8 protein-coding genes are annotated in these 12,861 nt (G+C 75.1%); 4 read left to right on the top strand and 4 right to left on the bottom strand.

The genetic code is table 11. From position 1 onward, the window contains the following. Positions 1-21 precede the first annotated feature (21 nt). Together Q5530_RS32270 and Q5530_RS32265 are read left to right on the top strand one after the other, a co-directional pair. Positions 22-699, top strand: a complete 678-nt coding sequence (locus tag Q5530_RS32270; protein ID WP_380641011.1) for a response regulator transcription factor — start codon at positions 22-24, stop codon at positions 697-699. Next, complete coding sequence (locus Q5530_RS32265) at positions 696-2,189, top strand: sensor histidine kinase (RefSeq protein WP_415366586.1); 1,494 nt, start codon at positions 696-698, stop codon at positions 2,187-2,189. Before Q5530_RS32270 ends, Q5530_RS32265 begins: the two co-directional genes overlap by 4 nt. 136 nt (positions 2,190-2,325) lie before the next feature. Here the strand turns inward: Q5530_RS32265 and Q5530_RS32260 are convergent, their stop codons facing one another. Then, entirely contained in the window at positions 2,326-3,405 is a 1,080-nt protein-coding gene (locus Q5530_RS32260) for a potassium channel family protein (protein WP_380641007.1), read from the bottom strand. Next, positions 3,402-4,814: a M20/M25/M40 family metallo-hydrolase gene (locus tag Q5530_RS32255; protein WP_415366585.1), complete on the bottom strand. Its 1,413-nt coding sequence runs from the start codon at positions 4,812-4,814 to the stop codon at positions 3,402-3,404. The genes Q5530_RS32260 and Q5530_RS32255 overlap by 4 nt, the downstream gene beginning before the upstream one ends. A gap of 59 nt (positions 4,815-4,873) precedes the next feature. Between Q5530_RS32255 and Q5530_RS32250 the strand changes: the two genes are divergently transcribed. Further along, positions 4,874-5,260: a hypothetical protein gene (locus tag Q5530_RS32250; RefSeq protein WP_415366584.1), complete on the top strand. Its 387-nt coding sequence runs from the start codon at positions 4,874-4,876 to the stop codon at positions 5,258-5,260. A gap of 79 nt (positions 5,261-5,339) precedes the next feature. Next, positions 5,340-5,876, top strand: coding sequence for a hypothetical protein (locus Q5530_RS32245; protein WP_380641002.1), 537 nt, complete (start codon positions 5,340-5,342; stop codon positions 5,874-5,876). Between the two features lie 87 nt (positions 5,877-5,963). On the opposite strand, the gene Q5530_RS32240 is transcribed toward Q5530_RS32245, so the two are convergent. Both Q5530_RS32240 and Q5530_RS32235 read right to left on the bottom strand, forming a co-directional pair. After that, on the bottom strand, positions 5,964-9,560 hold the full coding sequence (locus Q5530_RS32240) for a UvrD-helicase domain-containing protein (protein ID WP_415366583.1): 3,597 nt from the start codon (positions 9,558-9,560) through the stop codon (positions 5,964-5,966). Positions 9,561-9,647: 87 nt separating this feature from the next. Next, on the bottom strand, positions 9,648-12,812 hold the full coding sequence (locus tag Q5530_RS32235; protein WP_415366582.1) for an ATP-dependent helicase: 3,165 nt from the start codon (positions 12,810-12,812) through the stop codon (positions 9,648-9,650). Between the last annotated feature and the right edge of the window lie 49 nt (positions 12,813-12,861).

The raw sequence follows: 12,861 nt of genomic DNA, 5'->3' as shown, positions 1-12,861 counted from the left end.
GGGGCGTCGCAGAATGAGGAGGTGTCGACTGCTGCCAGGGTGCTGGTGATCGAGGACGCGGAAGCGATCGGTGCGGCGGTGAGCTCCGCCCTCCGGGACGCGGGTTACCAGGTGCAGGTCCGGCCGGACGGCCGGGACCTGGAAGGCGAGCTGAGCCGGTTCCGCCCGGACCTGGTGGTGCTCGACGTGATGCTGCCCGGTCGGGACGGCTTCACGTTGCTGGAGGTGATCCGGCGGACCAGCGGGGCCGGGGTGGTGATGCTGACCGCCCGGGACGGCGTGTCCGACCGGCTGCGGGGGCTGGACCGGGGCGCGGACGACTACGTGGTGAAGCCGTTCGTGCTGGCGGAGCTGGTCGCGCGGGTCAGTGCGGTGCTGCGGCGGCTGGGGCGCACGCCGTCCACCGTGCAGATCGGTGACCTCGTGGTCGACGCGGACTCGGCGGTGGTGTTGCGCGGGAGCAGGCCGGTCGAGCTGACCGCCACCGAGTTGCGGCTGCTGCGGTACCTGGCGGCGCAGCGCGGGCGGGTGATGGGCAAGACGCAGATCCTCACTGCGGTGTGGGGTTACGAGGACTACGACCCCAACCTCGTGGAGGTGCACGTCAGCGCCCTTCGCCGGAAGTTGGAGGAGCACGGTCCCCGCCTGCTCCACACCGTGCGGGGTCTGGGCTACGTGCTCAGGGCCGACGAGACGTGAGCCTGCGGACCGTCTCGCTGCGACGTCGGGTCACGCTGTACGCGCTCGGCGTGCTCGGGGTGGTTCTGCTCGGGGTCGTGCTGCTGGTGGACGGGCTGTTCGCGGCCCAGTCCAAGCGGGACGTCGAGACCGCGTTGCTGGAGAAGGCGCGGGTGGCGCAGCAGTTGGTCAAGCAGGACGTGCGCGGGGCGGAGCTGGCCGGCCGGTTGGAGGGCCGGGGTGTGGAGGTCCGGCTGGTCATGCCGGACGGGACGGTGTTCGGGAAAGCTCCTGTGGAGGGGGTGGCCAACCAGGTCGACCGGGAACTGGTGGACGGATCGGCGATCACGCTCTACGCCGAGGTGGCGGTGATCACGGCCGCGCAGGTGCGGCTGCGGCGGTTGCTGCTGCTGGTCGGGTTCGGCGCGTTGGCGGTGACGGCGGCGGCACTGGTGTGGACGGTGCGGCGGGCGTTGGCGCCGTTGGACGCGATGGCCACGCTGGCCCGCTCGATCGCCAGGGGCAAGCGGGGGTACCGGCTCCACCCCTCGTCGGTGGAGAACGAGCTCGGTCGGACGGCGGCCGCGTTCGACGACATGTTGGACTCGTTGGAGGGATCGGAGGAGAGGACCAAGAGGTTCGTGGCCGACGCGGCGCACGAGCTGCGGACACCCATCGCGGGGGTGCAGGCGGTGGCCGAGGCGTTGATGCAGACCTCGGACGCCGAGGAGCGGGAGCGGTTGACCCTGCTGCTGGTCCGGGAATCGCGGCGGGCCGGGCGGTTGGTGGACGACCTGCTGGCGCTGGCCAGGATCGACGTCGGGCTCGAACTGCACCGTGAACGCGTGGACCTGCTGGCGCTGTCCGAGGCCGAGGTGGGGCGGACGCGACTGCTCGCGCCTGACTTCGACATCGTGGTCGAGGGCGTGCCGGTGTTCGTCTCCGGCGACCCGCAGCGGTTGGCGCAGGTGCTGGCCAACCTCGCCGACAACGCCCGGCAGGCCACCGGCCCCTCGGGGCAGGTGAGGCTGTCCGTGTCGACGGCGGGTGGGTTCGCGCTGCTCGTGGTGTCCGACAACGGGCCCGGGGTGCCACCTGACGAGCGGGAACGCATCTTCGACCGGCTGGTCCGGCTCGACGAGGCGCGTGATCGGCGGTCGGGCGGTTCAGGGCTCGGGCTGGCCATCGCGCGCGGGGTGGTGCGGGCGCACGGCGGGGAGCTGACCTGCACGGATGCCTACCGGGTCGACGCGTTGATGCTGGACGAGGTCGACGAGCCGACGCTGAGGATGAAGGGGGTTGTGGACGCTGTTCAGGGCATGACCGGTGCCGAGACGAACAGGGACAGGACCAACGGGGAGGAGAGGCACGGGGAGGAGAGGCACGGGGACGGGGACGGGACGAGCAGGGAGGGGACGAGCAGGGACGGGACGATCGGGGACCGAGCGCATGGGGACGGGGCGCATGGGGACGGGGCGGCGTTCGTGGTGCGGTTGCCGCTTGCGGAGTGACGGTGGGTGCGTGGGCTGAGGCAGGGTGGACCGGTCCGGGCGCTGCGGGGAGTGCTGTGTGGGTGATGGCCGCAGCGGTCCGGGTGGTGGCCGGGTCCGGTTCGGGTGGTGGCTGCCTGCTGCCCGCGGCTCCCCGCTACCGCCCTGGCTCCTTCTCCTTGGGCATGGTGACCTTCTTGACGTAGAGGAGGCGGTCGCCGGCTTCCACGGCGTCGGCTTCCGGGGCGTCGATGCGGTAGAGGGTGCCTTCGCGGACCACGCCCAGCACGATGTCCGGGAGGTGTCGTGGGGAGCCGCCGACCTCGGAGGGTTCCACGTCCCGTTCGGCGATGGCCAGGCCGGCGTCGGGGGTGAGCAGGTCCTCGACCATGTCGACCACCGACGGGGTGGCCGTCGCCATGCCGAGGAGGCGGCCCGCCGTCTCGCTGGAGACGACGACGGAGTCGGCTCCGGACTGGCGCAGGAGGTGTTCGTTCTCGCGTTCGCGCACCGAGGCGACCACCTGGGCCTTCGGCGCCAGCTCGCGGGCGGTGAGGGTGACCAGGACCGCCGTGTCGTCGCGGTTGGCGGCCACCACCACGGCCCTGGCCCTGGGCACGCCCGCCACGCGCAGCACGTCGTTGCTGGTGCCCGAGCCGTGGACGGTGACCAGGCCGATGGCCGAGGCGGCGTCGAGGGCTTCCTGGGAGGTGTCCACGATGACGATCTGACCGGGGTCCATGCCGTCGCCCATGAGGGCGCTCACCGCGGACCTGCCCTTCGTCCCGTAACCGATGACCACCACGTGGTCCCGCACCTTGGTCCTCCACTTCTGGATGCGCAGCGCCTGGCGCGAACGCTCGGTGAGCACTTCTAGGGTCGTGCCGACCAGCACGATCAGGAACAGCACCCGCAGGGGCGTGATCACCAGGACGTTGACCAGGCGGGCGTGGGAGGTGACGGGTGTGATGTCGCCGTAGCCGGTGGTGGACAGCGACACCGTCGCGTAGTACACCGCGTCCAGCAGGGACAGGCCGTCCTCGTTGACGTCGCGGTAGCCGTCCCGGCCGAGGTAGACGATCAGGACCGCGGCCGTGAGGGCGGCGGTGGCGCCGATGACCCGCTTGACGATCGCGCGGACCGGGCTCTGCGACGAGTCCGGCATCCTGATCACGCCGACGAGCGAGTGGCCGGGTCGCTCGGCCAGCGGCTCGCCGTGGTGGGTCCGGCGGATCATGACAACCTCTCCGGGAGTAGCCGCCACAGCCTGGCGGCGGCCTCGGCGCCGCGGAGCAGCTGGGGCACGACGACGCGCTCGTTCGGCGCGTGGATGCGATCATCCGGCAACGTCGCCCCCAGGTACACGACCGGCACGCCGAGCCGCCCGTGCAGCAGCGCCGCCGGGCCGGAGCCGCCCGTCCGGCTGAACCTCACGGGCTGCTCGAACGCGGCCTCCAGGGCGTCGCGCACCGCGCCGACCGCCGGGTGCGCCACGTCCACCGCGTAGGGCGGGGCGCCGTCGCCGGCCGCGATCACCTCGGAGCGCAGGCCGGGTGGGGTGTGGGTCCGCACGAACTCGCGCAGCGCGTCGGCGACCCGCTCGGGCCGCTGGTCGGGCACGAGCCGGAACGAGAGCTTCACCGACGCCTCGGCGGGCACGATCGTCTTCAGGCCGGGGCCGGTGTAGCCGCCGCGGATGCCGTTGACCTCGGCGGTCGGGCGCACCCACACGCGTTCCAGGGTGGACCAGCCGGACTCGCCGGACGGGGCCTGCGCGCCGCCGGCGTGGGCGAGCCACTCGGCCTCGTCGAACGGCAGGGCCGCGTAGTCGGCGCGCTCGGCCTCGGTGGGCTCCACCACGTCGGTGTAGAAGTCGCGCAGGCGGACGCGCCCGTCGTCGTCGTGGAGTGCGGCGACGAGCCTGGCGACGGCGGTGGCCGGGTTGGGCACGCCGCCGCCGGCGCGGCCGGAGTGCACGTCGGACTCGCCACCGGTGAACACGACCTCCGCGCCGTAGACGCCGCGCTGGCCGGTGCAGACGGTGGGGGCGTCCCGCGCGTACAGCGGGGTGTCGGTGAACACCACCAGGTCGCACGCGAGGTCGTCGCGGTGGTCGTCGAGCAGGCGGGTCAGGTGGGGCGAGCCGGACTCCTCCTCGCCCTCCACGAACAGCTTCAGCGTCACCGCCGGCCGGGTGGCGCCGGTGGCGGCGAGGTGGGCCCGGACGCCGAGCAGGTGCATCGCGACCTGCCCCTTGTCGTCGCTCGCGCCGCGCCCGAACAGCTCCTCGCCGACGAGGGTCGGCTCGAACGGCGGGTGGTGCCACCGCGCGACCGGGTCGACCGGCTGCACGTCGTGGTGGCCGTAGACCAGCACGGTCGGCGCGTCGGGGTCGTCGGCGGGCAGGCAGGCGTACACGGCGGGCAGGGCGGGGCCCGCGTCCCAGACCCGGACGTCGGGCCAGCCGTCGCGGCGCAGCGCCGCGGCGAGCCAGTGGGCGGAGGCGAGCACGTCGCCGCGGTGCGCCGGGTCGGCGCCGATCGACGGGATGGCCAGCCACTCGCGCAGCCCGGCCACGAAGTCGTCGGCGAACGCGGCCACGGCCGCCCGCTCGGGATGTTCCGGTTTTTCGGGATCACCGCTCACGTTGCGGGAGGATAACCCCGGGAGCGCAGTTCGCGGGTCGACGTGACAGGGTGGGTCCCATGGAACCCACTCGTTCCCGATCGTGGTCGGCGCTCGCGCTGGCGGGTCTGCTCGGCGCGGCCGGCGCCACGCACTTCGCCAAGCCGCGTCCGTACGACTCGATCGTGCCGCGTTCGCTGCCCGGCGAGCCGCGGACCTGGACCTACGCCTCCGGGGTCGCGGAGGTGGCGCTGGCCGCGGTGGTCGCCCTGCCGCGCACGCGCCGGCTGGGCGCGAGGCTGGCGGCGGTGTTCTTCGCGGCCGTGTTCCCGGCGAACGTGAAGATGGCCCTCGACTACCGGGCGAAGGCGAAGTCGCCGAAGGCCAGGGCGATCGCGTACGGGCGGCTGCCCCTCCAGGTCCCGCTGGTCCTGTGGGCCTTGCGCGTGGGTCGATCGGCTCCCTGATCACCCTCGGCGTCCGGGTCGACACCCACCGCGCCGACAGGTCTGTCATTGAAACCGCAACCAGTTCTAGGATGCCCGAGTGCAACCGCTCCTCCACCGTGCCGCCTCGGCGTTGGGTTGGCGCGGCGTCGTCGTCCCAGACGTCGCCGTGCTGGGTCACCAGGTCTCGGCCGTCGTGCGGGTCCGCGCCGACGTGCACGAGTGGCGCAGTGCGAACGGCTGGCCGCCGCAGGCCGATCCCTCGTGGTTCCGCTCGTGGTTCGAGCCCGCCGCCCACGACCAGCTGCCCGTGCCCGCGGTGGAGCTGGTGGGCGTCCTCGTGGGCGAGTCGACGGTGGACCGCGCGTTGCAGTCGTGCGGGACGCTGATGACGCTCGCGCCGTGCTCGGTGGTGCTGCCGGCGCCGCAGGGCGGCCAGTCGTGGCCGCTGATCGAGCTGGACTACTACGGCATCGGGGTCGTCGCGGTGGACCCGTCCGGCGTGGCCGAGCTGGTGGTGCCGCCGGAGGACCGGTCGACCGAGTTCGGGCCGTCGCTGTTCGGGCGGTGGCTGCTGGAGGTGCTCTACGAGCGGGTGCTCAAGGAGGTGCCCGCGGACGCGCGGGTGCTGGGCTGAGCCCACCGGACCGAACCGCTCGACCGAACGACCGGACCGAACCGCTCGACCGAGCCACCCGGGAAGCCGCCCGCAGGGCCGAACCGGCTAGTCCGGCACCGAGCGGACCAGGTCGCGCAGGCCCTCGACGTCCAGCAGGTCGGCCGGGCGCAGCGTGCGGTCGTGGCGGACGTAGTGGAACGCCGCGCGCACCTTCTCCACGGGCGTGCCGGTAAGCGCCGCCCAGGCCAGCCGGTAGGCCGCCAGCTGCACCGACAGCGCGGGCAGGCGCTCCTCCTCCGGCACCGAGCCGGTCTTCCAGTCGACCACGGTCCAACCGCCGTCCTCGTCGGCGAACACCGCGTCCATCCGGCCGCGCACGGACATGCCCTCGATCTCCGCCTCGAACGGCACCTCCACGTCGTAGGGGGTGCGCCGGGCCCAGCCGCTGGCCAGGAACGCCTCCTGGAGGCGCCCGAAGTCCGAGTCGGGGGCGGCGCCCTCGTCGGCCGCGCCGGGCAGCTCGTCCAGCTCGAACAGCCGGCTCGCGCCGAACCGCTGCTCCAGCCACGTGTGGAACGCCGTGCCGCGGCGGGTCAGCGGGTTCGGCGGGAACGGCAGCGGGCGGCGCAGGCGGCGGGCCAGCCGGTCGGGGTCGTCGGCCAGCTCGACCAGCTGGCTGACGGTGAGGTGCTCGGGCAGCAGGACGCGTTCCCGGCGGTCGGCCGCGGCGGCGCGTTCGGCCAGGAGCACGTCGACGTCGCGGGACCAGCCCTCGGGGTCGTCCTCGGGGGTGTCGGGGGCCGCCTCCGGGGGCGCCGCCCCGGCCTGCTCCTCGACGACATCGGGGGACGGCTCGAAGTCGGGCAGCGACGCGAGGTCCGGCGGTGACGCGTGGTCGGCCGCCGGTCCGGGGTCGGGTGGCGGCTCGAAGTCGGGCGGCTCGGGGGGCAGCTCGTCGAACGGGACCGGGGGCGGCTCGCCGAAAGAGGCCGCCCCGTCGGAAACCGGCGGCTCGGCGGGGGAGGACGGCTCGTCGAACGGGGCCGGCGGGGCCGGTTCCTCGGGCAGCACCACGTCCACGGTGTGGCCGGACACGGCCACCGCGCGGGCCTCGGCGGGCACCGGGGCGGGCTCGGGCTCGGCGAGCAGGCGCTCCAGCGCCGACAGCACCAGCTCCGACCCCTCCACCACCGCCGCGCGGCGCCGGCCCAGGGGGTCGGCCGGCCACTGGGCCGACTTGGTCTGCGAGGCCAGCGGGTTGGGCGCGTCCTCCTCCGGCGGCGGCGCCCAGACCGCGATGTCCGCCGGCGGGTGCTCCGCCGCCAGCACCGCCGCGCGGATCTGGGTCAGGAACGTCGAGGGCCCCTTGGGCCGGTCCCCCGTCTCGGCCCACCAGTGCCCCGACACCAGCAGGCTGTGCTCGGCCCTGGTCAGCGCCACGTACAGCAGCCGGCGCTCCTCGACCAGCCGCCGGGTGTCGAAGTCGGCCTCGTGCCCGACGAGCGCCTCCTCCACCTCCTTGCGGTCGTGGTCGGGCGAGAGCCACAGCGTGGGCAGGTCCTCCGCGTCGCCGCGCAGGTCCGCCGGCAGCTCCGGCACCGTGCGCAGCCAGGACGAGGACTTCTTGCGCCCCGGGAACACGTCCTTCACCACGTGCGGCACGGCCACGATGTGCCACTCCAGGCCCTTGGCCGAGTGCATGGTCAGCACCTGCACCCGGTTCTCGGCCACCTCCACCTCGCCCGGTTCCAGGCCGTCCTCGGCCTGCTCGGCGGTGTGCAGGTAGTCGACCAGCGTGGGCAGCGTCGCGGACGGGCTGGCGGCGGCGAAGTCGTTGACCACGTCGGCGAACGCGTCCAGGTGCGCCCGGCCGACACCGCCGGGGCGGGACAGGGCCTCGATGTCCAGCAGCAGCGTGCGCTCCACGTCCGCGACCAGCTCCGGCAGCGGCTGGTCCAGGCGCCGGCGCAGCGCCGACAGCTCGGCGCCCAGCCGGCGGATCCGGCGGTAGCCCTCGGCCGAGTACGCGGTCGGGTCGCCCGGGTCGTCCAGGGCGTCGGCCAGGCCCGCCTGCTCGGCGTGCTCGCCGGGCAGGGCGTCGGCCAGCACGGACAGCGGGTCGTCCACGACGGCCTGCCGCGTGGGCGCGCCCGCCAGCTCGCGGGCCCGCGCCCACAGCGCCGCCAGGTCGCGCGCCGCGACCCGCCACCGGGAGCCGGTGAGCAGGCGGGCGGCCGCGGTGCCGGCCAGGGGGTCCACCAGCACCCGCAGGGCGCTGAGCAGGTCGCGGATCTCGGGCTCGTCGAGCAGCCCGCCCAGGCCGACGACCTCCACCGGCAGGCCGCGGTCCCGCAGCGCCGCCGCGATGGCCGCCATGTCGGAGCGCCGCCGGACCAGCACGGCCGCGGTCGGCGGCTCGTCGCTGGTGTCCAGGTGCGCCTCCCACTGCGCGGCCACGGTCTCGGCCACCCAGTCCAGCTCGCGGCGCACGTCGTCGAACAGGGCCACGCGCACGTCGCCGGGCCCCGCCCCGTCGCGGGCGCGCAGCTCCTCCACGTCCAGGCCCATCTCGCGCAGCGGCGCGGACACGGCGTTGGCCAGGGTCAGCACCTCGGGCGGGTTGCGGAAGCTGGTGAGCAGCCCGTACTTGCGGGCGGGCGGGAAGTCGTGCACGAACCGGGGCAGGTTGGCCGCGGACGCGCCGCGCCAGCCGTAGATGGCCTGCGCCGGGTCGCCCACCGCGGTGACCGGCATGGGCTCGCCCCGGCCGAACAGGGACCGCAGCAGCACGCGCTGGGCGTGGCCGGTGTCCTGGTACTCGTCGAGCAGGACCGCGCCGTACCGCTCGCGCTCGCCGCGCGCCACCTCGGGGTGCTCCTGGGCGAGCCGGGCGGCCAGCGACATCTGGTCGGCGAAGTCCATCGCCGCCTCGCGCCGCTTGCGCGCCTGGTACGCCTCCAGCAGCGGCAGCAGGCCCGCGCGCAGCCGCTGGGCGTCGACCACGGCCTGCAACGACTGCGGCAGCGCGGCGCCCTGCCGCGTGGTCCTGGGCGCCGATTCGATCGCCCGCACCAGCCGCTCCGCGTGCCGGCTCAGCAGGTCCGGCTCGACCAGGTGCTCCCCCAGCTCGCCGGCCAGCGCGATCAGGTAGTTGGTGATGGTGGCCGGGACCTTGTCGGTGTCGATGTCCTCACCCCACGTCGACACCACGCGGTGCGCGAGCTGCCACGCCGCGGTCTCGGTGAGCAGCCGCACGCCCGGTTCGACGGGCAGCCGCAGGCCGTGCTCGCCGACGAGCCGGCCCGCGTAGGCGTGGTAGGTGAGGATGACGGGTTCGGTGGTCAGCACGGCGGCGCGGCGTTCGCCGCTCGGGTCGAGCCGGTCCAGCAGCGGCGACCCGGCCAGGCGCCGCAGCCGCGACCGCACCCGCTCGGACAGCTGGCGGGCGGCCTTGCGGGTGAAGGTCAGGCCCAGGACGCGCTCGGGCGTGACGAAGCCGTTGGCGACCAGGTAGACGACGCGCGCGGCCATGGTCTCGGTCTTGCCCGCGCCCGCGCCGGCCACGACCAGGCCGGGCGCTCCCGGCGCGGAGACCACGGCGGCCTGCTCGGGCGTCGGGCGGGGCAGCCCGAGGGCTTCGGCGACCTCGAACGGGCCGGCGAGCTCCCCCGGCTCACCCGCTCGTTCGACCCCACCCGGCACGACCACAAGGGGGCATTCTTCGACATCACGCCCAGCTACCTACGGCGACCCGCAGGACGGCGGACTATTGCCTGCTCACAGCCGTCCTCATTGGCTGACCTGCCGCCCCGAGGAGTGGATCGGGCACGAGGTGCGGGCCGGGCACCGGTCGCAGTCCGCGTTCTCCGCCGCGCGGTAGGAGGGGCCGACGCTGGACCCGGCGGCCACCTGCACGGCCTCCAGCCACACCCGCACGCCCTGCTCGTCCAGCGGCGCCTGCTCCAGCTCGGCCGCGCCGGTCTTCTTGTTCTCCTTGGCCACGTAGAGCAACCGCGCGCCGCCCGGGTCGGTGCCGAGGCCGAGGTGGGTGAACCCGCCCAGGGCGGTCGCCAGCTGGTACACGGCCAGCTGGGGGTGCTCCTGGGCCTCCTTCCTGGTCACCGGGTTCTTGCCGGTCTTCACGTCGATCACCACCGGCCGCCCCTCCCGGTCGGTCTCCAGCCGGTCGACGCGGCCGCGCACCCGCAGCCCCGGGCCGCCGTCCTTGCGGGGCACCTCGACGGAGATCTCCTCCTCCACCGAGACCTGGGTGAGCTGGGAGCGGCTGGAGGCGAGCCAGTCGAGGAACGTGTCGAGCATCCGCTCCACGCGCATCCGCTCGCGCCGGGAGAACCAGGGCGCGCCCGCGTCCACCGCCGCCCACGCCTCGTCCAGCTTGACCCGCAGCTCCTTCTCGTCCGCGCCGGCCGCGGCGGCCTGCGCCAGGGCGTGCACGAGGGTGCCGGTGACGGACGCCAGCTCGGCCGGGTCCTGGCCGCCGTGCCGCTCGACCACCCACCGCAGCGGGCACCTGGTCAGCACCTCCACCGTGGACGGCGACACGCTGACCGTGTGCTCCTCGGTCCACAGCGGGTCGTCCGTGGTCACGTCCGCCAGGCCGTACCAGGCGTCTGGGTGCGCGCCCGGCACGCCCGCCGCGGCCAGCCGCGCCAGCTGGTCCGCCGCCCGCCGCCGGCGCTCGTCGGGCTCGTCGTCGTCGCACACCACCCGCCGCAGCTCGCCGACCAGCTCGGCCAGCACCAGGCCGCGCTGCGGGGTGAACACCGCCCGCTCGGGCGCGCCGGTGGACAGCTCCTCGATCTCGTCGAGGAACCGCGACGGCTGGAGGTCCTCCCCGCGCACCGCGCTGACCAGCAGCGACCGCCGGGCGCGGCTGGCGGCGACGAGCAGCAGTCGCCGTTCCTCGGCCAGGACCGGGGCGATCGACGAGACCGTGTCGGCCTGCACGCCCGCCACCACGTCGAGCATCCGCTCCACGCCCAGCAGCGACCCGCGCAGCCGCAGGTCCGGCCAGCTCCCCTCCTGCACGCCCGGCACCGCCACGACCGTCCACTCGCGACCGGCGGCGGCGTGCGCGGTGAGCACCGACACCGCCTCGCCGACGGGTGCGGCCGGGGCCAGGGTGTCGCCCACGATCTGCTGCATCGCCAGGTAGTCGACGAACCCGTCGGCGCCGGCGCCGGGCAGCCGGTCCACGTACCTGGCGGCCGCCTCGAACAGGCCCACGACCGCGTCCAGGTCCCGGTCGGCCTGCCTGCCGCCGAGGCCGCCGCGCGCGGACTGCGCCACCCACCGCTGCTCCAGCCCGGTGCCCTGCCACAGCTCCCACAGCACCTGCTCGACGGTCAGGCCGTCCGCGATGGCCTTGCGGACCCGGCGCAGCAGGCCGGCGACGCGCCGCGCGGGCAGCGCCTCGGCGTCCTCCAGCGCGGCCAGCCGGTCGTCCTGCTCGACCACCTCCACCAGCAGCTCGCCGCTGGCCCGGTCGCCGCCCGCGGCCAGTTCCAGCCGCCGCAGGCCGCGCCGCAGCCGGCGCAGCGCCAGCGGGTCCGCGCCGCCGAGGGGCGAGGACAGCAGCATCGCCGCGGTGTCCTCGTCGAGCGACCCGGGCACGGCCGCGCAGCGCAGCAGCGCCAGGAACGGCAGCACGGCGGGCTGCTGGGCCAGCGGCAGCTCGTCGTGCGGCACGGCCACCGGCACGCCCGCGGCCAGCAGGGCGCGTTGCAGCACCGGCAGCACCCGCGTGGCGGACCGCGCCACCACCGCCATCCCGGACCACGGCACGCCGTCCACCAGGTGCGCGCGGCGCAGCTGGTCGGCCACCCAGCTCGCCTCCTGCGCCGCGGAGGCGAACAGGCGCACCTGCACGTGACCCTCGCCGTCGGCCGGCTCCACCTCGCGGGCGGGCGAGGCGCCCGGCAGCCGGGACGCGAGCCGGCCCACCGCGGCGCGGATCTCCGGCGCCATCCGGTGGCCCCGCCGCAGCACCACCGCGGGACCGGGCGCCCGACCGAGCAGGGTCGGGTCCGCGCCGCGGAAGGAGAACACCGCCTGGTCGGGGTCGCCGGCCAGGACGAACTCGTGCGCGGTGTCGCCCAGCACGCGGAGGAACTCCAGCTGGAGCGGGTCGAGGTGCTGCGCGTCGTCGACGAGCAGGTGCCGGACGCGCCGCCGTTCGGCCTCCAGGATCACGGGCTCGGTCTCGAACGCCAGCAGCGCGCTGCCGACCAGTTCGGCCGCGTCGTAGGACGGCGCGTGCCCCTGCCCGCTGCTGGCCAGCAGGTTGACCTGTTCGTACTGGGTGCCGAACAGGCCGGCGGCGATCCACTCCTCGCGGGCGTGCTTGCGGCCCAGCTCGGTCAGGTCCTCGGGGGCGAGGCCGCGCTCGGCGGCGCGCAGCAGCAGGTCTCGCAGCTCCTGGGCGAAGCCGGGCAGGGTCAGCGCGGGCCGCAGCCGGGCGGGCCACCTCGGCGCGCCCATGTCGACGTCGCCCGCGAGCAGCTCGCGCAGCACCGCGTCGTGCTCGGGGGCGGACAGCAGCCGGGGCGCGGGCTCGCCGTTGAGCACCGCCTGGGCGCGCAGCACCGCGAACGCGTACGAGTGCACGGTGCGCACCAGCGGTTCCTGGGTGGTGGGCAGCACGCCGTCGGTCGCGGGCCCGGCCAGCAGGCGGGTGATGTGGGCGCGCATCGCCTCGGCCGCCCGCCGGTTGGCCACCAGCACCAGCACCTGCTCGGGGTCCGCGCCGCCGCGCCGCACCCGGTCGGCGACGACCTCGGCCAGCAGCGTCGTCTTGCCCGTGCCGGGGCCGCCGAGGACCCGCAGCGGCCCGCCGGGGTGCGCGAACACCTGCCGCGCGGGCGCGTCCCAGTCGCGGCGGGGTTCCTCCCGCCGCTCCGGTCGCACCAGCAACGGCGCCCTGTTGACCACCACGGCAGGAGATGGAACCACGTCGCACCGACAGACCCGCGGGCGGCAGGCC

This window comes from Saccharothrix sp. BKS2 (assembly GCF_047689505.1).
Classification (GTDB): Bacteria; Actinomycetota; Actinomycetes; order Mycobacteriales; family Pseudonocardiaceae; genus Actinosynnema; species Actinosynnema lopnurensis.
The sequence above is the reverse complement of the archived record's forward strand: the minus strand, read 5'-3'. Positions and strand labels throughout refer to the sequence as shown.

Coding starts and splice junctions, on each gene's coding strand:
- Q5530_RS32250 (WP_415366584.1), top strand. CDS start 4,874: ATGGAACCCACTCGTTCCCGATCGTGGTCGGCGCTCGCGCTGGCGGGT.
- Q5530_RS32260 (WP_380641007.1), bottom strand. CDS start 3,405: ATGATCCGCCGGACCCACCACGGCGAGCCGCTGGCCGAGCGACCCGGC.